Raw genomic sequence first — 21,602 nt, 5'->3', positions numbered from 1 at the left:
ATGTTCTTTTGCTACACTGCACCATAGTTATGGTATGCCTTAATATTTGCTATTGTAATGTTTTTTGCATTGCATGTGGCTGTACATGAATTTCCAAACCCAAGTGTGACTTTGTAGTTTGAGCCATCTTGAGTAACGATTATAGTTGTGGGGCCGCTGAAGTTGAAATTTTCTACATTGAAATTTTCTACATTTATTATGTAAAGCTGGAATTCGTACTCGTTATAATCTTTTTTCAGCCATTTCTTAGGGGCGACTGCTTGTTCTACTTGGCTGCATAGTTTTAAACATATAGAGTTTCCGTCCAGCATGACGTAAGAAGTGCGCATGCTGGTAGGGGAGTAGTCTTCTCCAAAAATAGAAGTCCACTGTTTTTTATTCGATATTGATGATGTCCACATTTTAGATTACTCAAACACGTAATGATTGGCCGCACTTTTGAGGTGGAGTGTTTTAGTTCGATGCAACCAAAGGGGACAGATTTACTTTCATGAGTGTGCAGAAAATAATCTGTCCCCTTTGTTGTCCGGCTAGTGGGTATCAACTTTTATAGTTGTTTTTAGGTTTACAGGGGGTAGTCACATCGCCATGGTGGTGTGAAAAGTTCAGGGGTGATATTGTTTTTTTCTAGAAAAGTATTTGTTTCTTCTTTCGAGTCCATCGTTTCAAGTTTTATTGTTGTGATGTCTCGGTCATCAATGCCGTCGCTTGTTTTTATTGTTTCAATTGGTGTTGAGAACTCTATTGCTGTACAGCGTGAGTTCTTTGATGAGTTTATGAAATCATAATATTGAAAAGGGGCATCTGGCGAAAATTCAAATTTGTAAATTGCATATATGGTAATCCATTTGCGCAGTAATGGAGTTTCAGACTTAAGTTCTTGTGCAATTTTGTCATAGCCAGTACCTTCGAGTCCGTACCAAACGCTTCGTGGGATGATTTTTCGGTCGTTCATTTTTGCCCCTCAATTGATTTGGCCAATCGAAAAGGTGACAGATTTATTTTTATGAGCGCTTAGAAAGGTGGCTAGAAAAATAAATCTGTCATCTTTCTGTTGTTGTTAAATTCCAAGCATGTAAGATTCAATTTTGTCAATAGACTCGATTTTGTTTTTGGTCTTGAAGTCGCCCAGAAAAACTTCCGAGTTCTTTACGGGTTTTCCTTTGTTGTCATATTGGATCGTTAAGAACTCAATAACGAATTCCCCCTCGGGATCCCCCTCTGGCTCAACTCTAGCGTCAAAGCAGTGCCCAGTGCTTTTTCTTACACCGCCTAGAAGTACTGAGCTGCTGAACCATTCCGTTGTTTCTTTTGTGAGCTCTACTTCGAATAAGTTGTTTATTGTGATTGTCCAGCCGCTTGGTACTCGAATTGGTTGGAGTTTATACTTTAGCTTCGAATTCATTCGCTTGGCCTTCCCCAAACCCAAAAGTGGTGTATTTATTTTTATGGGTGCATAGGGGGAAGTTTGTCTCCTTTCGTATCTATTTGCGTTGTTGTTAATTTTTAATTAAATATGTGTAGGGTGTAGGGAGGTTTCTTTTGCACTTATGTCAACAAACATTGGTAAGGAGTAGTGTGCTTGATTTAATGATATTAGAGCTATTGAATCGCCGATTCTCAATGCCCCACAGCCATCGTCTTCGCTAGAAATTAGCTCGGCCGTAATGTGAAGCTTCCCGGAGTGAAAGTCGATCGATGGTGCATGCTTGATTGATGGGGTTATATTTTCACTCCAAAAAAAATCGTCATCAATGCTGATCTCTACATCATATGTCAGACCTTCTTTGACTTCAGGGTCGGCAAAAAATGATGAGCCAATTCCATAAAGTGTAGAGAACTCCACGTTGGTGCCGAGAGCAGTGGAGTCGATGATGCGTAGTATAGTTGCCTTCATCTACTTAGTTCCTAGCGGAACGCGGACAACGGTATTGTCGACATTCATGACATTGTTTATCAAGTCGAGCGTCCATGTTTCTTCATGGTAATGATGCTTGTTCGGCTTGCTGTTCATTTCATGAGCTCCGTACCGAATACTTCTTTTTCCGTCAGCAGAAACTAACCGATCATTATCGGGAAGCCCCGTCCGTGGATGGATATTAGTATATGGACCCTCACCCAGGAAATCATGCCACTTCCCAGCGGCATCTTGTGGTTTTACTGGTTTACTCGCGTAAACCTCGTTGTGATACCCCTGTCCTGGCGGGTTGGCGGGAGCAGGAGGGGTGGCCGGGCCTGCGGCGTGAACATTAGTTCCTGAAGAGCTATCCGGTGTTTCACCCAAAGGCAGTTTCTTGTCTGCATCAGGACAATTGCCACTCAACCCCAACGGATCCACCCACCCCGTAGGGTTAGGCACGTACTGGTAGCCGTTCAACCCACCCGCAAGCTTGATCGGATCCGGCGTCAGAAACCGTCCAGTCCCCGGATTGTAGTAGCGATGCCGGTTGTAATGTAAGCCCGTTTCCGCATCGAAATACTGACCCTGAAAGCGCAGCGGGTTGTCGATTTCGGCAACGTCGAGGGTGGCGAGGTTGCCGTAGGCGCGGTATTTCGCCGACCACATGATCTCGCCGCTGTAGTCGGTGAGTTCCTGCGGTGTGCCGAGGTGGTCGAGTTGGTAGTAGAACGGCGTGGCTTTCAGCGGGCCTTCGCCATCGAGCATGGCCAGCGGACGGAAGCTGCCCGGTTCATAAATGTAAGTGCGGTAGCGGTTGTCAGCGCTTTCGGCGATGAGACGTTCGCCTTGCCACAGGAATTCAGTGGTGTGGCCATCGACGGTTTTGGCGATGCGGCGGCCAAAGGCGTCGTACTTGTAGCTTGCGATGCTGCCGCCGGGCAGGCTGACGCCGATCAGGCGATGCTGGCAGTCGTAACGATATTCGGTGACGAGTTTCTGGCCGGTGCCGCGACGTTCGCGAATCAGGTTGCCGTGGGCGTCGTAGTCGTAGTGACGGTCGCCCTGCATGAGCAGGCGGTTGCCTTTGACGTTGGCCAGGTTCGCGGTCGGCTGGTCGCCTTGGCCGAGGAGGTTGCCTGCCGGGTCATGGGCGAAGCTTTCCGGGATAGTGCCACGGACGTTGATCAGGCGATCGAGCGGATCGTAGTGATAGCTGCGGTTGCCTTTGCGGCTGTCGTCGATGCCGGCAAGGTTGCCGTTTGCATCGTAGGCGTAGCGGCGACGGAACAGGTTGCGTTCCTGTTGGCTGACGGTGTGGGCTTGCAGTCGGCCTTGTTCGTCGTACTGGTATTGGCTGAGCAGCAGGCCTTGTTGGCGCTGCTGTTCGCGACCGGCGTTGAACTGGTGCGTGGTCAGGCGCGAGCCGTTGAGGTCGATGCTGCTCAGACGGCCGCCGGGTTGGTGGCGGTAGTCGAGTTTGCTGCCGTCTGGGAGGCGGCAGTGACTCAACTGGCCGAGGTTGCCGTACTCGTAACGCAAGGTGCCCCAGCCCTGGTGTTCGGTGATGAGGCGGTCTTGCAGATCATATTCGTAGGCGAGGGGCCAATGGCCGTCGTCGACGTTTACGAGGCGGCCGAGGGCGTCGTAGCTGTAGTGAACTTCTTCACCGTCGGCCAGGGTTTTCACCAGCAAGCGGCCTGCAGCGTCGCGTTGGTACTCGGTGATCAGCTCGCTGCCGTTGTCGCCGAATTCGGTTTTCTTCAGCAACTGGCCGTTGAGGTCGTACTCGTAGGCCGTACGGCGACCGTCGAAGCCGGTTTCCTGTTGGATCAGGCCGTTGGGGTAGTAGTCGAGGTGGTAGTGCTCGCCACGTTCGTTTTCGATCTCAGTGAGCAGCAAACGTGAGTTGTCGTAGCGGTAGCGAAGCTGACTGCCATCCGGGTTGAGGCGACAGCTGACCAGGTGCAGGCCATCGGCGTATTCGTAGCGCGTGACGCGACCCAATTCATCACGTTCGGAAGTGACTTTGCCGTAGGCGTTGTAGGTGAATGCGCGCGTCGCACCGCCGGGCAGGGTAATTTGCGCGAGGCGATTAGCGGCGTCCCATTGGTAGTGGGTGATGGCGCCGGTTTCTTCCTGGCGGGTGATCTGCCGGCCCAAGACGTCGTAACGGTACTTGCGCTGGCCGCCGTCGGGTAGGCGCTCTTCCAGCAGTTGGCCGAGGTTGTTCCAGCCCAGTTGATGGCGGCTGCCATCGGGATGGCGGATTTCCAGCAGCCGGCCTTGGCGGTCGTAGCTGTAGAGGGTGGCATTACCATCCGGGTCAATCTGTTGAGTGATGTCACCCTGATTGTTTCGTTGATACTTCCAGATGGCTTTGCCACGGCGCACATCACTGACGAACCCGTTGCTGTATTCATACGAAACGGGTTCATCTTCCGGAGGAATGACGGCGGTCATCAGGCCGTCTTCGTCGTACCGATATTCGGTCACCGCGCCTAATGGGTCTTTTTCTGCGATCAGCTGACCTTTTTCGTCATAGGCCTTCAGGTGTTCAGCGCCGTCGGGGTCGATCTTGCTGACAAGCCGTGCTTTATCGTCGTGGGTGTAAACCTCTTCGCTGCCATCGGCGTTGGTAACGGTGACGCTGCCTTTATCGTCCCAGACGTAATGCGCTTCCATCTGCGAGAAACTTGCCCAGTGATGGACGCAGCGCGACAACTTGCCTTCGTTCTCCCACTCCCAAAAGAAACTCGCACCACCCGCCAGTTGCCGTTCAAGAATCACGTGCTGATCGTTGTAGCGATAGTGTTCGGCCTCACCGGCAGCGTTCTTCGCTTCAATCAGCCGGTGCTGCGCGTCATAGCTGTACGTGACTAACGTCTGGATGGTGTTCCAGGCGTCTTCTAGGTTGTCAGCGGGAATAAATTGTTGATAGTCGACGGCGATGATGTGTTTGCGGTCGTATCGCAAGAGCAGGGCGCGACCGGCACCATTGTCGAGGCGTTTGATCCTGCCGTGGATGTCACGGGTGATGTGCAGCCGGTTGCCATAGCTGTCGCTGATGGCGATCAGGGTTGCGCCCTTGCTGTTGTAGCGGAAGTGGTAGAACGATGGGCGGCTCCCGGATTGCGCCAGGACAAGTTCCGACGGGTCGTCACCGAGGAAAATCGCTGCCCGTGAGAGGCTGTTGGTGATCGCTGGTCGTTGTTGGCTTGGAAGTGGAAATGGCGTTGACCGGTTTTCGTGGTCGGTCCAGATGACTTCATCGCCATTGATTTCGACTCGATGAGCCAGCGCATGGCTCCAGCCATAACCCAGACCGCAATCGATTTCCACTGCGCTGCTTCGGTAAAGACGTGTCCACTCAAACGGCAGCAGGCCGTCGAGCTGGCCATCATTGAGCGTCAATAACTCTTCACCGGTGACCATCGATACAGGGCACTTGTCGGTGCAGGTTTTGGCGGCGGGCTCAGCACTTTTGTCGGCAGGTGTCTTGGCTTGCCTGGAAGCGTCGTCGCCCGTTTTGCCCTTGCCCAGTTTTGTATTTGTCTTCCCGTCAAAGCGAACCTGCGCCACCCCTTTCTTCACCTGAGCCGTCACGCCACGAGCCGCTACCGCGGTGTATTTCGCGACGTATTCCATGAAGCCTTTGATGATCTTGAACACCGACTCCACAAAACCGGTCACGGCCTTGATGATGATTTCGCCGTACTTTTTCAAGCGCGCGGCGAGGTAGATGACACCAGTACCCTCCGCAGCAATGGTCAGCACGATCGAAATCACGATGTCGATCGCGATGCCAACGACCGCCGCAGTGGTCATTTTTGCCGCGTCACCGGCCATCTTCATCGGTGGCAGGCCGGCCAGCCAGATCACGGCACTGCGTACCATCAGGAACAGGGCGGCCTCGTCGCTGGCCAGCAACATGGCCTTTTTCATGACGTCTGGAGTTTCTTTTGCCAGCGCAATCAGCTTCTGGGTGCCGGCACCGAGGTCTTTCGCAAACTTGCTCGGGTCTTGCAGGATATCGAGCACCAGGCTGATGCCGTCCCAGACCCCTTTGATTGCTTCCCAACCACCTTCAAGGATGCCGTTGCCGACCGCCATGGCGGTCCCCGAAGCAGACATGTTCGACCATTGCGGTTTGAAGCCGGCCCATTCCTTACGCAGGAAACCTTCCAGTTGACCGGTCAGGCCGTCATAGGACTTGAACAGGGTATCGATCTGAGCGGGCGTCACTTCGTTGTGAACACGGATCTTGTAGAACTTGCCCGGAATACCGCCCGTCCAGCTGGCTTTGCCTTGGGCGTCGAGTTTGACTTTGCTGACCGCGCCGCCTTCTACCGCAACGATTTCGACTTCGATGTCACCCAGCGGGATGTCATACACCGATTCGAATTTGCTCTCGATCAGCAGCGGCCCCTTGAGTGGGCACTGGGCAACATTCGAGGCGAAGTCGCCATCGGTCATGCTCACCGATTTGCTGGTGTTGCCGACCTTTATGACGCGCTCCATGCCCAGCAGGGAGGGTAGGTCTGTTGCTCGACTGCCTTTATCGGCGGCTTTCGCGTACCAGGTTTTGGTCTGTTCTTGATACAGCTTCAAGCTGTCCTTGAACGTGCTCAGTTGGTTGTCAACGTAGGCAACGCGATCCATCAGCCTTGCTCCAGAATCAGGTGGTTTAAAAGTGCTTCATTAAGGCTTTTCGGAGCATCCGGGCGGCGCACGAAACGTGCGACTTTCAGCTTCAGATTGCTCTCGGGGTAAGCGGCGTAGATGTCTGGACGTTCCTCTTCCAGCCATTGCATCAGGTTGCCGATCAGGGTCGACGGGTTTTGTTTCGCGAGGCTGTCGAGTAGCTTCTGCGGCACCTCCCACCACGGCCAGTCCTTCGCCGGCGGCACCGCGCGCGGCCCCACCTCCAGGCTTTTCCCATTGATCAGATACCGATCAAACACCGGCAGCACCTCACCGGCGGCGTCGCCGAGTCCGTCCAAAATCGGGTAGATATGCCGCCCATCCCAGAACCGGAAAAACACTTCCGTCCCATCCGGCATGCGAACCTGCGTGAGGCTACGCAGATGTTCGAACACCACGTTCGGTTCGCTGCTGGAAACGGCCAGCCACCCCCAATCGAGGGCGTCGGTTTCGGCAATCCATGACAGGAAGCTTGAGTTGGGTTTCAACTCGGTGAGGTAGGGCATTACTGGTTGCCAAGCCGCGTAGGGTGTACCGCCCCAGATCGGGATCGCCTGGGTTGTGGGTTCAGTTTGGTAAAGCGTCTTGAGCGCTTCGGCATCACTGGCCGCGCTAACGATCAAGTACAACCGCTCACCCGTCCGCAACGGCCGTTCAGCCAACCACGCCTGTGGAGTCAACAGATCAGATCGCACAAGCACCTGCCTTGCATTTCTCGCACTCTTCACAGAATGGCGCGTTACGTTTCAGGGTGTTGATCTGCGCCGGGCTCAGAACCGCACCAGCCTTGTCCGCATCCGCCTGTTTCAACGCCCCCGGCATCAACGGTGCCGCCCCGGTGCCGCTGCCCGGGCTGCCGCCGGAGTTCATGTTGATCACCGGGCCGCTCAGCGTCACGCCGCTGGCGTCGATCTTGATGAAGCTGCCGCCGCCCTTGAGGGTGAGTTCGCTGCCGGCTTCGAGCACGACTTTCATGCCGCTGCTCAGGTGGATTTCCTGGCCGGCTTCGATGAACTGGCCGGTGCCGACCTTGATGTGCTGGTTGACGCCCACGGTGAGGTGGTCGTTGGCGCGGGTTTCGACTTTGCGGTCGGCGTAGACAGTGTGGTGTTCTTCGGCCTTGAACTCGCTGTAGCTGTTTTGCTCGACGGTGTCGTGGCGTTCGTTGCCGACGCGGATTTTCTGGTCGTGCTCGATGTTTTCGTCCCAGTCGCGCTGGGCGTGCAGGAAGATCTGTTCCTGACCTTTTTTGTCTTCGATGCGCAGCTCGTTGTAACCGCCGCCACCCGGAGAGCTCAGGGTTTTGAAGGTGCTGCGGGTCTTGTTCGCCGGCAGGGCGTACGGGACGACGTTTTCCTTGTGGTACAGGCAGCCGCTGATCAGCGGTTGGTCGGGGTCGCCTTCGAGGAAGCTGACCAGCACTTCCATGCCGATGCGGGGAATGGCGATGCCGCCGTAATGGGCGCCGGCCCAGGCGGAGGACACGCGTAGCCAGCAGCTGGTTTTGTCGTCGGCCTGGCCTTCGCGATCCCAGTGAAATTGCACTTTGACGCGGCCGTATTGGTCGCAGTGGATTTCTTCGCCTTTGGGCCCGGTGACCACGGCGCTCTGGCTGCCGAGGATCCGTGGTTTGGGGTGGTTCAGTGGCGGGCGGTTCGGCACGTCCCAGGGGGTGGCCTGGAAGCGGTTGCGGTAGCCCTGATGGAAATCGCCCTTGAGCTGGGTCGTGTTGCTGGTGACCGACTCTTCCAGCACTTGCGGCTGTTTGCCTTCATGGAGGATTTCGGTCAGCAGCCACAGGTCGTTCCATTTGGCTTTGGGGTGTTGGGTCAGGGGCAGGAAGTGGCCGCTGACCAGCAACGGCTGATCACTTTTGCCTTCGGCGAGCTGGAAGTCGCTGCGATGACGCTCGAGGGCGCGTTTGGCCAGGTGCTTGCCGCGTTCGCGGTCGATGAAGCGACCGGGGTAGTCGTAGTCTTCGAGGTCGGGCAGGGCATCGCCACGGTTCTCGCTTTCCAGGGTCAGGCGCGGTTTTTCGAAGTCGTAGTCGCGGCGGGTGGTGCGGCTGGTGCGGGTTTCCAGGCGCAGGTCGAAGCGCTTGATCGTCGGGTCGTTGGCGACCATGCCGGAGTCTTGCTGGTAGGCCACGGGTGCGAGTTTCGGGAACACCGTCTGGTCATCGCCGAACACCAGCTTGTGGGCCGTGGCGCTGTGCTGGAAGTGGTAGTGGATACCTTCTTCCTCGCACAGGCGCTGGATGAACTGCAGGTCCGATTCATCGTACTGAACACAGTAAATGCGCTCGGGATAGATCGCTCCGACTTTGAATTCGTAGGCATTGCTTTGGATGCCGTGCTCTTCGAGGACCATGCCGACGATTTTCGGCACGGTGAGGTTCTGGAAGATGCGTTGGTTGATGCGGTGCGCCAGGTAGGACAGCCGCGGGCGCAGGGTCACGGCGTAGCGGGTCAGGCGTTTGCCCGAATCGCCTTGGGCGGCGCGGTAGATCTGGCCATGGATGCCGCTGCCGTCAGGCGAGAGCTGCAAAAAGGCTGGTTTGTGCAGCAGGGGCTCGAGGTCCAGGGATGGCTGTTCACTGACCAGCTCCACCTCAAACACAAAAGGCTGGCTGATGGCTTCCCGACCTTGCAGGGAAAGGACCTGGAGATCGTTTTCCAGACCTTCGATAGTCAGGGCAAAGTGAGTCTGATTGGCCGGCGCGAACATCCCTTGTTCCTCGTGCAGTGCTGCGGCGTTCGTTGACACCCGGAAGCCGGGTAACGGACGCAAAAATTCCTGGAAGGCGCAAATGACATCGACCAGCAGAGCTGGCCGATGTTTGGAACCGTCAGCCGCGATTAAGCGACTGGAACACGCCAGTCATCGGAACCCGAAGTACCGGATACTTCGTGGGTCCAGGTGATTTTGCGGTAGGTGAATTGCACTTCTTCCAGGTGCGTGAAGTGCGAGTTCGACGGATCCTGGCAGTTGTGCATTTTGTTGTTGATGGCGACGATGATCGCGTCTTCCAGTTTGGTGGTGTAGTAGTGCTCTTGGGTGCCTTGAGCCGAGGTGCGGTACCACTGGATAACGATTTCGCTCATGCGCTCGCCGGAGGTCAGTGCCGCTTGCAGCAGTGGCGAAGACTTGTCGTAGACCTTGGTGATCACGACTGGCTTGTGTACACGCTGACCGGTCGGTTGGCCGGACTGTGGGTCACGCGGGATGATCACGTCGTGGCTGAAAGCCTGAACCATGACCTGGTCTTCGTGACCTTCCTGGTAGGTGTTGCCAACGGAGTCGGCGGTGAACGCGCCGGCAGTGATCAGGCCTTGTTTCTCGCCAGTAACGGACATGTACGCTGGTGTAGCCATGGATGTGCTCCTTGCTAAAAGTTAGGGTGCCCGGGAGGCGGTATCGCCCGGTGGGTGCCTGACTGTTATCAAGGTCCATGCCAGAAATGATTAAAGCTATATAAATCAGGTGGTTGAGGCGATTTATCCAGCGCCGAAAGAGTTTTCGGCAAGGATCAGCTGAAAAGGTGCGCAAGAAGTTGCGCACCACTGCGCAACTTCTTGCGCACTGGGCTGGAGGGCTTGATAAACCTGGCGTCCAGCGCCGCTGGGGGACTTTTCATCAAAATAGTTGCGCAACTTCTTGCGCATCAAGGCCATGAAGCGATCACCCCGAAAATGGGCGCAACGAACAGCGCTGTCCGATGGTCAAACCCAGCGCCGAGATCACTGAATAACCCTGAAATCGACTGGAGAACGACATGAAAATCCTGATGGTTTTAACGTCCCACGATCAATTGGGTAACACCGGTAAGAAAACCGGCTTTTGGCTCGAAGAATTCGCCGCACCGTATTACATCTTCAAGGACGCTGGCGCGCAGCTGACCCTGGTCTCACCCAAGGGCGGCCAGCCACCGCTGGACCCTAAAAGTGATGAGCCAGACGCGCAGACTGCGGCCACCGATCGTTTTCGCAAGGATTCCGCTGCCCAGTCCGCATTGGCGTCTACCAGGGTGCTGAGCACCGTGAGGGCCGAAGACTATGACGCTGTTTTTTATCCAGGCGGGCATGGCCCGTTGTGGGATCTGGCTGAAGACCCCTTTTCAATTGTGCTGATCGAGTCGTTTTTCAAGGCGGGCAAACCGGTGGCGGCGGTCTGTCACGCACCGGGGGTGTTGCGTCACGTCAAGGATGCAGACGGCCAGCCGTTGGTTAAAGGCAAGCGGGTGACGGGCTTCACCAACTCCGAAGAAGCCGCTGTGCAGCTGACGGATGTGGTGCCGTTTTTGGTGGAGGACATGCTCAAGGCCAATGGTGGTCTTTACTCCAAGGCCGATGACTGGGCGAGTTACGCGATCGCGGATGGTCTGTTGCTGACCGGTCAGAACCCCGCCTCGTCGGAAGCGACCGCCAAGGCGTTGTTGGCGAAGCTGGAATAAGATCAAAAGATCGCAGCCAGCGGCAGCTCCTGCCTCGATCGCGTGCAACCGCGATGCAACGGGTGTACCCAACCCCCGTGGGAGCTGGCGAAGCCTGCGATCTTTTTTGCGGCCATAACGCCTATTCGGAAATGTTCAAGCCCAGTGCGGCAAAACACTCATCAATCGACCGCTGCTGCGTCTGCGCATACAACCCCAACTCATCAATCGTCGATCTTCCCAAGGCCTTTTCGAACGCTTGCTGGTTCGAATGCACGCCATAGTGGGTTTGTGCCGCATCCCCCAGGTTCGACTGAAAAATCCCCGCCGCGCTGACCGGCAGGAAATCTTCGTACACCAGCGGTTCAACCCGCACATAGCCGTCACGGAGTAAATCTTCCAGCGACGCGCCTTTCAGTTCATCCGCCGCCAGGCCTTTTTCCGTTACGAAGTAGCGAAAGTACGCCAGTTCCTGTTGGCGCATTTCTTCAACGGTGTCAGGGAATTCGCCAAAGTGCTGCGTCATTAGCGCGTTGTAGCGTGCGGCGTTGGCTTCGTTGGGGAAGTCCTTCAGTTCATCCCGGGCAGCGTTGAGCAAGCGGTCGTAAAGCGCCCGGCCTTTGGGGGTGAGCGCCGCGCCGCGTTGCTCGATTTCACCGAAGCGGGCGCTGTGGCTGCCGCGGGTCTGGGCTTGATCTGTGAAGGTGATGGGCTCGTCCAGCGCCTTGAAGCTGGTTTGGCGCAGCAGGATCGGGCATTGGCGGCGGGGCGGGCCTTCGATCACCGCTTTGGGGGTGATGCCATGGGTGGGCATTTGTGCCTGGACGATATCGATGTCCAGGGTGCGTGGCGTCAGGTGGTTGATGTGCGGGCCTTTGAACGCCACCACGTCGGCGATCAGGCGATGCTGGGCGCTCAGTTGCTGGTATTGCTCGGCGGTGACGGTGGCGCTGTGGTGCCAGCGGAAGGTTTCCAGGGCTTGTGTGACGAAGTCCTGTGCTTCGTGTTCGGTCAGGCCGCCCTGGGTTTCAGCGCGTTCAATGAGGGCCAGCGCCGCCGGGGTGAAGATCGAGCGCGCATCCAGCACCGATTGGGCAAAGGCTCGCAGTTCGGCGTCTTCGATCAGTTCCAGGCGCAGCAGCGAGGTGAACACCCGGAACGGGCTGACCTGCAACGCCGCCTCATGCACCGCACGGAACGCGGTGGAATGCACCGGCACGCCGGCCGGGGTCAGGTCGTAATAGCCCACCGGCTGCATGCCCATCACTGCGAACAGGCGGGCGAGGGTCGCCAGTTCAGCGGCGGTGCCGACGCGGATCGCACCGTGGCGCTCCAGGTCCAGTCGCTGGATTTCGCCGGTGCTGTTCAACTGTCGGGCGATCTGCGGGTCGCTGTCCAGCACATGACGGTTGGTCTGTTCCACCAGTTCCATCAACGCGCCGTACAGCGGCACTTCTTCGCGGTACATGTCGGACATCGCTTTGGAGAAGCGTTGGCGGATCAGGTCAGGGCTGACGAAGTTCGGATGGCTCATGAAAAGTTTCCTGGCGCAGTGACGTATCGGATGCCGGAAAAGATCGCAGCCTTCGGCGGCGCCGACAAACGAAGTTTCTGACGAACTTCATTCTGCCAAGGACTGTTCTTGCAGCGCAGGGTTGCTCTTGCAACGTAGGCTTCGGTTATCGCAGCACTTGGTCCACCAACTCGATCCAGTGCCTGACCGGCGTTCGTCCTGCGCTGTTGAGGTGGCTCTGGCAGCCGATGTTGGCGGTAGCGATGACCTCGGGGTGGCCGCTTTCCAGAGCGTTGAGTTTGTTGTCTCTCAGTTGCCGGGCCAGTTCCGGTTGGGTGATCGAATAGGTGCCGGCCGAGCCGCAACACAAATGACTGTCGGGCACTGCCGTGAGATTGAAGCCCAACCGCGTCAGCACGGCTTCTACCGCGCCGCCGAGTTTTTGGGCGTGCTGCAAGGTGCAGGGGCAATGGAAGGCGATTCGTCGGTCGGTGGCGGCGCAAACCCGTTCCAAAGGTTCATCGGCCAGCACTTGCACCAGGTCCAGGGCCAATTCGCTGACCCGCTGGGCTTTGGCCGCATAGACCGGGTCACGCTCCAGCAGATGCCCGTAATCCTTGATGAACGCGCCGCAGCCGCTGGCGGTTTGCACGATGGCTTCGGCGCAGTTTTCCAGGTGCGGCCACCAGGCGTCGATGTTGCGTCGCGCGCGGTCCAGGCCCATGGCTTGGGCGTCGAGGTGATAGTCCAGCGCGCCACAGCAGCCGGCTTCCGGGGCTGGAATCACGCTGATCCCCAGCCGATCCAGCACCCGCGCGGTCGCGGCATTGGTGTTCGGCGACAGACCGGGCTGCACGCAGCCTTCGAGCATCAGCACCCGGCGCGCATGCCGGGGGGCAGGGCGCTCGCCCGTGGCGGGGAGGTCGTGGGGCAACTTTGCCTCAATGCCCCGTGGCAGCAATGGCCGGAAGGTGGCGCCGATTTGCAGCAAAGTCCTGAACAGATTCGGGTTCGGCGCCAGTGCCCGCAGCCCCTGGCGCAACAGCCGCTGACTGGCCGGGCGCGGCACCGCTTGATCGATCACCGCGCGGCCAATGTCCAGCAGGTTGTGATAATCCACCCCGGACGGGCAGGTGGTTTCGCAGTTGCGGCAGGTCAGGCAGCGATCCAGGTGCAACTGGGTTTGGGCCGTGGCGGGGGCGCCTTCGAGCACTTGCTTGATCAGGTAGATGCGCCCGCGCGGCCCGTCCAGTTCGTCGCCCAGCAGTTGATAGGTCGGGCACGTGGCGTTGCAGAACCCGCAATGCACGCAGGTGCGCAGAATCTTGTCCGCTTCTTCGGCGCGGGGCAGTAGTTTGGACTGTTCGCTCAGGTTGGTTTGCATGCTAGAACTCCGCGTACATCCGACCAGGGTTGAACAGCCCTTGCGGGTCCAGTTGCGCCTTGAGTTGCCGGTGATAGCGCAACAGCGCCGGGCCCAGCGGCTGGAATGGCGTTTCGCTGACGCCATGGCTGAAACAGGTGGCGTGGCCGCCGAGTTCAAGGGCCCGCGACTGAATGTTGTCGGCCGCGGATTTCAACCAGCGTTGCGCGCCGCCCCAGTCGATCAGTTGCTCACCGGGCAAGTCCAGAGGCCCGAGGTTGTTGGGTAATGACAAGCGCCACAGCGGCAGGCCCTCATTAAAAAAGTCTAGTCGTTGTTCGTTCAGGTCGGCCCAATAACCGGAATCCAACGGTTCGCCGCCGAGCCGTTGATGGGCGGCCGTCACCGAACCTTCGCCGCCTTCCAGTCGCAGGTACAAACGCTGACCGTCGTGGCAGGCGGCGCTGATGGGCAGCGGTTGCTGGCCCCATTGCGCCAGATTGGCCAAGGCGTGGGCGCAGTCGATGTCCAGGCTGATGCTCAAGCATTGCCGGGGTTTGGGCAGCACTTTGAGCGAGACTTCGGTCAGCACCCCGAGGCAGCCATAACTGCCGACCATCAGGCGCGAGAGGTCGTAGCCGGCGACGTTTTTCATCACTTCACCGCCGAAGCGCAGGTGGGTGCCGAGGCCGCTGATCACTCGGGTACCGAGGACAAAGTCCCGCACCGAACCGGACCACGGGCGCCGCGGCCCGGACAACCCCGCCGCGATCATTCCGCCGACAGTGGCGCCCTCGCCGAACGATGGCGGCTCGCAAGGCAGCATTTGCCCCTTTGCATCCAGTGCGGCAAACAGTTCGCTCAGCGGCGTGCCGGCGCGAACGCTGATCACTAGTTCGGTCGGGTCGTAGCTGACGATGCCGCGATGGGCGCGGGTGTCGAGTATTTCTCCGGCCACTTCACGGCCAAGAAATGAATTGGTGTTACCGCCCTGAATGCGCAGCGGCGTGGTGTTTTCCCGCGCCTGTTTGACCTGCTCCAGCAGGGCTTCACTGGCATCGAAATCGGGCATCAGAAACGCTCCAGCTCAGGAAACGGTAATTGCCCGGCGTGGATGTGCATCGCACCGAATTCCGCGCAGCGGTGCAGGGTCGGGATGTTCTTGCCGGGGTTGAGCAGGCCCTTTGGGTCGAACGCGGCTTTAACGGCGTGAAACAGGGTTAATTCGTCACTGTTGAACTGCGCGCACATCTGATTGATTTTCTCCCTGCCCACGCCGTGCTCGCCGGTGATGCTGCCGCCGACTTTCACGCACAGTTCGAGGATCTTGCCGCCAAGGGCTTCGGCCCGTTCCAGTTCGCCGGGTTGGTTGGCGTCGAACAGAATCAGCGGGTGCATGTTGCCGTCGCCGGCGTGGAAAACGTTGGCCACGCGCAAACCGTACTCTTGCGCCAGGCTGGCGATGCCCTTGAGCACACCGGGCAATTCGCGGCGGGGGATGGTGCCGTCCATGCAGTAATAATCCGGCGAGAGGCGGCCAATTGCCGGGAAGGCATTCTTGCGCCCGGCCCAGAACCGCACGCGCTCGGCTTCATCCCGGGCCTGGCGCACCTCGCTGGCACCAGCCTGTTGCAGCACCTCGCGGACTCGCTCGCAGTCGTCGTGGACATCGGCTTCGACGCCGTCCAGTTCGCACAGCAGGATTGCCTCGGCGTCCACGGGGTAACCGGCGTGGATGAAATCTTCGGCAGCCCGGATTGCCAGGTTGTCCATCATCTCCAGGCCTCCGGGGATGATCCCGGCGGCGATGATTTCAGCCACCGCGCGACCGGCCTTTTCCACCGAGTCGAAGCTCGCTAGCAGGACTTTGGCGACCTGGGGTTTGGGCAGCAATTTGACCGTGACTTCGGTGATGATCCCCAGCAAGCCTTCAGAACCGGTGAACAGCGCCAGCAGGTCGAAACCCGGCGCGTCCAGCGAATCGGCGCCGAGGGTCAGGTGTTCGCCTTCGAGCGTCAGCACTTCAAGTTTCAGCAGGTTGTGCACGGTCAGACCATATTTGAGGCAATGCACGCCACCAGCGTTTTCCGCGACGTTGCCACCGATGGAGCAGGCGATTTGCGAGGACGGGTCCGGCGCGTAATACAAACCGAAGGGGGCCGCCGCCTGGGAAATCGCCAGGTTACGCACCCCCGGCTGGCCCCGTGCGGTGCGGGCGGCGGGGTCGATGTGCAGGATGTTGTTGAACCGCACCATCACCAGCAACACGCCTCTGTCCAACGGCAGCGCGCCGCCGGACAACCCGGTGCCGGCCCCGCGCGCCACCACCGGCACGTTGCGGGCATGACAGAGCCTGAGCAGCGCCTGCACCTGTTCCAGATGCCGGGGCAGGGCGACCAGCATCGGCGTGGTGCGATAGGCCGAGAGACCGTCGCATTCGTAGGGTTTGAGTTCTTCTTCGCGCCAGAGAATGTCCAGGTCCGGCACCTCCTGCTGCAAGGCCTTGAGTAACGCCGCCTTGTCGACATTGGGCAGAACACCGTCGATGCGTTCGTCGTAAAGAATGTTCATCAATCGCGCCTCGTATAAATCGCCGAGCATCTCCCTCCGAATTATCCGCCAAACCCCCGTAGCGGCTGCTGAGCCTGCGAGGCTGCTGCTACGGGGCGGTGGGGGTCATGTGATGCGCCCCCAGAAACTCCCGGTACAACTGTGCCGTGTTGGTCGGCTGTTCAACCATCGGCATATGGCCGACGCCGTCCCAGATTTCCACCCGCAGATCGGCGATGCCCTTGCTCCAGACTGGCACGCTGCTGACGTCGATCAAGCGGTCCTTGCGCCCCCACAGGAGCAGCGCCGGGCATTTGATGTCGGGTAGTTTCGGCTCCATCGGCGGGCTGGCGTGGAAGTCCCTGAAAATTTCTTCCAGCTCGTCGCGCTGCTGTTCATAGCGCTGGGCGACGGCATCCAGCACGATTCCCGGCACCCACGGCGGGGAGGCCATGGTCATGGCGTAGAAATACTGGAACTCTTCACGGGAATGAATCAAAAACGGGTTGTGGCCGCGGGCCAGGTGTCGCTCCATATCGCTGAGCTCCGGGGCAGTGACGCCGGCCGGGTCGAGCAGCGCCAGCGAGATAATGCGCTCCGGATAAGTGGCCGCCAGCCACGCCGCGATGTAACCGCCCATGGAGTTGCCGATCACATGCACCTTTTCGACCCCGCAGATATCGAGCAACTGGATCAATCGTTTGGCCTGGACCGGAATGTCATAACCACCGCCGGCCTTGAAGCCGGTTTCGCCGTGCCCCGCGAGGTCAGGAATAATCACCCGGTAGTCGTCGACAAAATGCCGGGCGAAGCGCAGCCAGATGTTCTTGTCGGCGCTGAAGCCGTGCAGCATCAGCACGCTGCTGGAGGCTTCGTAAGGCCCGCCTTGCCAGGTCGAGACGGTCATTTCGGGGATTGGCACGACAATTTTGTGCAACCGGTACAGCCGGGCCTCCAGCGCCATGTTCAAGTCATAGAGCCAGTAACCGATGGCCGGGTAGCTCAACCAGCTCCAGGCCACGAAGACGGCGATAGTGACAACCAACAAAAGCATCAGGCTATTCCTTTGCAGTGATCAGGACAGAGTGTGGTCGGCGGGTTTGAGCGCCCGGGTCAATGGGTGATAACTGAAATCCAGATACCCCAATCAAGCCATTTCCGCTGCTACAAAGGCCTCCTCTTTATCGTTGTTTATCGATCCCTCCCTTCATGTATAGACCAAACATTGGGTATTCAGCTCATGGCGAGGCCATGCTATTCAGACCGTCAACCAGTGATGGCTATTTGCCGTTGCCCTGATAGACTTCAAACACGCTTTCAATCCCGTGTGTTGTCTGGCTCCGTTCAGTGGTACAGAGGCCGCTATGGAAAAAAAGGGAGGAAAGGGACTTTCACTGGCCAGGAGGCTTTATGGGTCGCGAATCCTGGGGCTGGCCCTTGGGTTATTGTGCGTCGGCGCAGGGATGTACCCACTCAACCCGGCGCCTTGGGTCTGGGGGGTGATGCTGTTCAACGGGCTGCTCTGGCCGCATGTGGCCTATCAATGGGCGCGCCGGGCGGAAATTCCTTTTCGTGCCGAACACCGCAACATCCTGGTGGACGCGTTTCTCGGCGGTTTCTGGGTGGCCGCCATGCAATTCAATCCGCTGCCCAGCGCGGCAACGTTGTCGATGATGGCGATGCACAACGTGGCCATCGGCGGTTTGCGTTTTCTGTTGATGGGCGCCGTCGCGCAACTGCTTGGGATTGGCCTCGGGTTGCTGGTGTTCATGCCGGCTTTTGTCCCGCAAACCAGTCCGTTTCAGCTGTACGCCTGCTTGCCTTTGCTGTCGATTTATCCGATGTCCCTGGGCTGGATCTGCTTCCATCAGGCCCATACTCTTGGCCGACACAAGCGCGAACTGTTGGCCCTGAGCCGCACCGACAGCCTGACTGGCCTGCTGAATCACGGTGCCTGGAAAGATCAGCTGGAAATCGAGTTTCAGCGTTGCCAACGCCAGCAGCAGGGCGGGGCGATAGCGCTGATCGACATCGATCATTTCAAAATCATCAACGACACCTACGGCCATGTCGCCGGGGACATCGTTCTGCGTCAGCTGAGCAAAATGCTCAAGCAGAACCTGCGGGCAGCGGATGTCGCCGGGCGCTATGGCGGCGACGAATTCTGCGTGCTGCTGCCAGACTTGCCGCTGGACCGTGCCGCCGTGGCGATGGATGCGCTGCGTGATCGTTTCGCCACATTGGGTTACGAGCAGAACCCGGCGTTGAAAGTCAGTTTGAGCATCGGCCTGGCAGCCTTCAACCCGGCCCACGACGACGCGACCCTATGGCTCAACGACGCCGACCAGGCGCTCTACGAAGCCAAGACCACCGGCCGCAACCGCGTCATCTGCCACAGCGATGGTAAACCGCATAAAGCGTTGCTCGATTCGGTGTAACCCAATCACCACAAAAGCCCGCTTGTATGGTCATGCATGTGTCGCATCCGGTGTAGAGCCTTGCGTCGTAGTCAGGTAGGGTTTCAGGACCCCGACACGAAACAAGGATCGATTCATGACGTTCAAACCCTCTCGCTCCCTCCTGGCCACCAGCCTCGGCCTGACCCTCGCCCTCGGCGCCTTCACTCCTGCTGCCTTCGCCGAACCCCACAAACAAGTCCTCGCCGATGCCGAACAGTACAAGGGTGAAGCCCTGAAACTGCTGGAGCGGCTGGTGAACATCGATTCCGGCTCCGGCTATGAACCGGGCCTGACCCAGGTGAGTGACATCGCCATCGAAGAGTTGAAGAAGCTCGGTGCCACCATCGAACTCGTGCCCAACACCCCGGACAAGAGCAACCATGTACTGGCCACCCTCAAAGGCACCGGCAAGGCGAAAATCCTGCTGATGGCGCACATGGACACCGTGTTCAAGGAAGGCACCGCCGCCGCGCGCCCGTTCCAGATCAAGGACGGCCGCGCATATGGGCCGGGCGTGATGGACGACAAGGGCGGCATCGTCGCCGGGATCTATGCGCTGAAAGTCCTGAAAAACCTCGATTTCAAGGACTACGCGCAGATCACCTTCCTGCTCGATGCCAGCGAAGAAACCGGCTCGGATGTCGCCACCGACCTGATCAAGCGAACCGCCAAGGCCCACGACGTGACCCTCAACCTCGAACCGGGCCGCCCGGCGGATGGTTTGGTGGTGTGGCGCAAAGGCAGTGCCACTGCCGTGGTCGAAGTCAAAGGCAAGGCATCCCACGCCGGCGTCGCGCCGGAACTGGGGCGTAACGCCGCCATGGAGGCCGCGCACCAGATTCTGCAACTCGGCAAACTGGGCGATGCGCAGAAGAAAACCACCATCAACTTCACCGTGCTCAATGCCGGCGATCGCACCAACGTGATTCCGGATCAGGCCACCGCCAAGGCTGACGTGCGGGCAGCGGTGCCGGAAGAGTTCGATCGGATCGAGAAGGACCTGGTGCGGGTTTCCAAGGACAAACTGATTCCCGAGACTGAAGTCACCACCACCCTAAAACGCGGCTTGCCGCCAATGCCGCAAACGGCGGAGTCGGATCGCTTGATGGCCATGGCCCAAGGGATTTACGGGGAAATTGGCCGCAAGTTGACGGAAGAAGGCAGCGGCGGGGCAGCGGATGCCAGCCTCTCGGCCGGGGTGGGTACGCCGACGCTGGACGGGTTCGGGATTGTCGGCGGGAATATCCATACGCCCGAGGAATACGCCGAGGTCGAGAGCGTGGCGCCACGGATTTATCTGTTGTCGCGGATGATTATGGAGTTGACCAAAAAATAAGCCACACAGCCTCCAGATATCGGGCGTGGTTCTCTGTGGCGAGGGGGGCGGTGGTTCGGAATAGGGAAGTTCAAGGTCGCGATTTAGCGATGGCGTCATGTCGGTTCACACCGTCATACCGGCCGAACCCTCACTCCTTGACGCTCATATATTCCTCCGCCCAACGAATGTAATCCTCAGGCTGCGTATAGGTGTGGGTCAGTTCAGTGGCGTTCAGGTCCGATGCCTGAGTAAAGATCTGGCGTTGTTCGCGCAGGCTGTCGTAAGTCGCCTTGATCGCGGCGAAGTAGGCGCCATGGCCGTCGATGGTGACGCGCACGCCCAGTTCGGCCAGGCGTTTGTCGTCGCGCAGCAGCGGGTTGCCGTAGGTGACCAGCATCAGCGGCACATTCAGGTGCTCGGCGATTTGTTCGAGGTGGTCGAAGTCCCGCACGCCCACCATGCAAATCCCGTCGGCGCCGGCCTGCTGGTAATGCTGGGTGCGACTGATGATTTCCTGAACCGACAGGATCCCGGCATTGGTCCGCGCGATGATCGCCATTTCCGAATCGCCCCGGGCTTCGAGCGCCGCGCGGATCTTGCCGACGCCTTCCGCGACCCCGATCAGGTCAGTGGATTTGCGGCCGAATTGCGCCGGCAACAGGGTGTCTTCAATGGTCAGGGCGGCCACGCCGGCGCGTTCGAGTTCGACAATGGTACGCATGACGTTGAGCGCGTTGCCATAGCCATGGTCGGCGTCGGCGATCACTGGCAATTGGGCTACGCGACCGATGCGGGTAGCCTGCTCGGCGAACTCGCTCAGGGTGATCAAGGCAAAGTCTGGAGCACCCAGCACCTGCAGCGACGCAACCGAACCACCGAGGATCCCCACTTCAAAACCCAGGTCCGCGGCGATGCGTGCCGACATGGGGTCGAAGACCGACGCGGTGTGATAGCAGGTGTTGGAAGCGAACAGTTGGCGGAAATTACGACGCAAATCTTGATGAGATAGCCTGGACATACGAGTTCCACCAATACAAAGGAATGGAAGGGCTTGAGCAAAAGTGTCAACGCCGAAGGAACAAAAGGCTATCACGTGGGCGGATAAAGAATGATGACGAATTTGCCGGCCAAGGGATGCGAGATCAAAAGATCGCAGCCTGCGGCAGCTCCAGCAGCATCTGGGTTGATACGAATCCTGGCCTCGACACGACCTCTTGTAGCAGCTGCCGAAGGCTGCGTTCGAGTGCGAAGCACTCGCCATCACGGATCGGAAGTCATGCAGAAAAAGATCAAGTCGGTGATCAGTCTCAAAGGCTGAGTTGGCAGGTTTACGACTGCTCCGCAGCCGAACGCAGCCTTCGGCAGC

General features: G+C 58.4%; 18 protein-coding genes. 3 read left to right on the top strand and 15 right to left on the bottom strand.

Going from position 1 to position 21,602, the window contains the following annotated elements; translation table 11 throughout:
- Positions 1 to 11 precede the first annotated feature (11 nt).
- The 9 genes from MMG91_RS28890 to MMG91_RS03150 all read right to left on the bottom strand — a co-directional run bounded on the left by MMG91_RS28890 (position 12) and on the right by MMG91_RS03150 (position 10,275).
- A complete protein-coding gene (locus MMG91_RS28890) occupies positions 12 to 401 on the bottom strand; it encodes an Imm50 family immunity protein (protein WP_405046509.1) in 390 nt (129 codons plus the stop codon).
- A gap of 164 nt (positions 402 to 565) precedes the next feature.
- A complete protein-coding gene (locus MMG91_RS03185; RefSeq protein WP_310658710.1) occupies positions 566 to 955 on the bottom strand; it encodes a hypothetical protein in 390 nt (129 codons plus the stop codon).
- Positions 956 to 1,060: 105 nt separating this feature from the next.
- Complete coding sequence (locus MMG91_RS03180) at positions 1,061 to 1,405, bottom strand: hypothetical protein (protein ID WP_310658709.1); 345 nt, start codon at positions 1,403 to 1,405, stop codon at positions 1,061 to 1,063.
- Between the two features lie 105 nt (positions 1,406 to 1,510).
- Positions 1,511 to 1,897, bottom strand: a complete 387-nt coding sequence (locus tag MMG91_RS03175; RefSeq protein ID WP_310658708.1) for a hypothetical protein — start codon at positions 1,895 to 1,897, stop codon at positions 1,511 to 1,513.
- Entirely contained in the window at positions 1,898 to 6,559 is a 4,662-nt protein-coding gene (locus tag MMG91_RS03170) for an RHS repeat-associated core domain-containing protein (RefSeq protein WP_310658707.1), read from the bottom strand.
- Entirely contained in the window at positions 6,559 to 7,296 is a 738-nt protein-coding gene (locus MMG91_RS03165; protein WP_310658706.1) for a DUF4123 domain-containing protein, read from the bottom strand. Before MMG91_RS03165 ends, MMG91_RS03170 begins: the two co-directional genes overlap by 1 nt.
- The gene (gene tssI / locus MMG91_RS03160) at positions 7,286 to 9,328 is read right to left on the bottom strand and encodes a type VI secretion system tip protein TssI/VgrG (protein WP_310658705.1); all 2,043 of its coding nucleotides are present in this window, start codon (positions 9,326 to 9,328) and stop codon (positions 7,286 to 7,288) included. Before tssI ends, MMG91_RS03165 begins: the two co-directional genes overlap by 11 nt.
- A 131-nt stretch (positions 9,329 to 9,459) precedes the next feature.
- Positions 9,460 to 9,975, bottom strand: a complete 516-nt coding sequence (locus MMG91_RS03155; protein ID WP_007900657.1) for an Hcp family type VI secretion system effector — start codon at positions 9,973 to 9,975, stop codon at positions 9,460 to 9,462.
- Positions 9,976 to 10,098: 123 nt separating this feature from the next.
- Positions 10,099 to 10,275, bottom strand: a complete 177-nt coding sequence (locus MMG91_RS03150) for a hypothetical protein (RefSeq protein WP_310658704.1) — start codon at positions 10,273 to 10,275, stop codon at positions 10,099 to 10,101.
- A 101-nt stretch (positions 10,276 to 10,376) separates the two neighbouring features.
- Here MMG91_RS03150 and MMG91_RS03145 point away from each other — a divergent pair, with 101 nt between their 5' ends.
- On the top strand, positions 10,377 to 11,054 hold the full coding sequence (locus MMG91_RS03145) for a type 1 glutamine amidotransferase domain-containing protein (RefSeq protein ID WP_310658703.1): 678 nt from the start codon (positions 10,377 to 10,379) through the stop codon (positions 11,052 to 11,054).
- A gap of 121 nt (positions 11,055 to 11,175) precedes the next feature.
- Here the strand turns inward: MMG91_RS03145 and MMG91_RS03140 are convergent, their stop codons facing one another.
- The 5 genes from MMG91_RS03140 to MMG91_RS03120 all read right to left on the bottom strand — a co-directional run bounded on the left by MMG91_RS03140 (position 11,176) and on the right by MMG91_RS03120 (position 17,513).
- The gene (locus MMG91_RS03140; RefSeq protein WP_305449212.1) at positions 11,176 to 12,567 is read right to left on the bottom strand and encodes a VOC family protein; all 1,392 of its coding nucleotides are present in this window, start codon (positions 12,565 to 12,567) and stop codon (positions 11,176 to 11,178) included.
- A gap of 145 nt (positions 12,568 to 12,712) precedes the next feature.
- Positions 12,713 to 13,930, bottom strand: coding sequence for a glycolate oxidase subunit GlcF (glcF, locus tag MMG91_RS03135; RefSeq protein ID WP_310658702.1), 1,218 nt, complete (start codon positions 13,928 to 13,930; stop codon positions 12,713 to 12,715).
- A 1-nt stretch (position 13,931) separates the two neighbouring features.
- A complete protein-coding gene (gene glcE / locus MMG91_RS03130) occupies positions 13,932 to 14,981 on the bottom strand; it encodes a glycolate oxidase subunit GlcE (protein WP_310658701.1) in 1,050 nt (349 codons plus the stop codon).
- Entirely contained in the window at positions 14,981 to 16,480 is a 1,500-nt protein-coding gene (glcD, locus tag MMG91_RS03125; protein ID WP_310658700.1) for a glycolate oxidase subunit GlcD, read from the bottom strand. The genes glcE and glcD overlap by 1 nt, the downstream gene beginning before the upstream one ends.
- Before the next feature lie 88 nt (positions 16,481 to 16,568).
- Positions 16,569 to 17,513 (bottom strand): alpha/beta fold hydrolase, encoded by a 945-nt coding sequence (locus tag MMG91_RS03120; protein ID WP_310658699.1) that lies wholly within the window; start codon positions 17,511 to 17,513, stop codon positions 16,569 to 16,571.
- Positions 17,514 to 17,823: 310 nt separating this feature from the next.
- On the opposite strand from MMG91_RS03120, the gene MMG91_RS03115 reads away from it, so the two are divergent.
- Together MMG91_RS03115 and MMG91_RS03110 are read left to right on the top strand one after the other, a co-directional pair.
- Positions 17,824 to 18,897: a diguanylate cyclase gene (locus tag MMG91_RS03115; protein ID WP_305449217.1), complete on the top strand. Its 1,074-nt coding sequence runs from the start codon at positions 17,824 to 17,826 to the stop codon at positions 18,895 to 18,897.
- Between the two features lie 115 nt (positions 18,898 to 19,012).
- Positions 19,013 to 20,254 (top strand): M20/M25/M40 family metallo-hydrolase, encoded by a 1,242-nt coding sequence (locus MMG91_RS03110; RefSeq protein ID WP_305506091.1) that lies wholly within the window; start codon positions 19,013 to 19,015, stop codon positions 20,252 to 20,254.
- 130 nt (positions 20,255 to 20,384) lie between these two features.
- Here the strand turns inward: MMG91_RS03110 and MMG91_RS03105 are convergent, their stop codons facing one another.
- Positions 20,385 to 21,254 (bottom strand): oxaloacetate decarboxylase, encoded by an 870-nt coding sequence (locus MMG91_RS03105; protein ID WP_310658698.1) that lies wholly within the window; start codon positions 21,252 to 21,254, stop codon positions 20,385 to 20,387.
- Positions 21,255 to 21,602 lie beyond the last annotated feature (348 nt).

The organism is Pseudomonas sp. JL3, from assembly GCF_031570575.1.
GTDB lineage: Bacteria > Pseudomonadota > Gammaproteobacteria > Pseudomonadales > Pseudomonadaceae > Aquipseudomonas > Aquipseudomonas cucumis.
The sequence above is the reverse complement of the archived record's forward strand: the minus strand, read 5'-3'. Positions and strand labels throughout refer to the sequence as shown.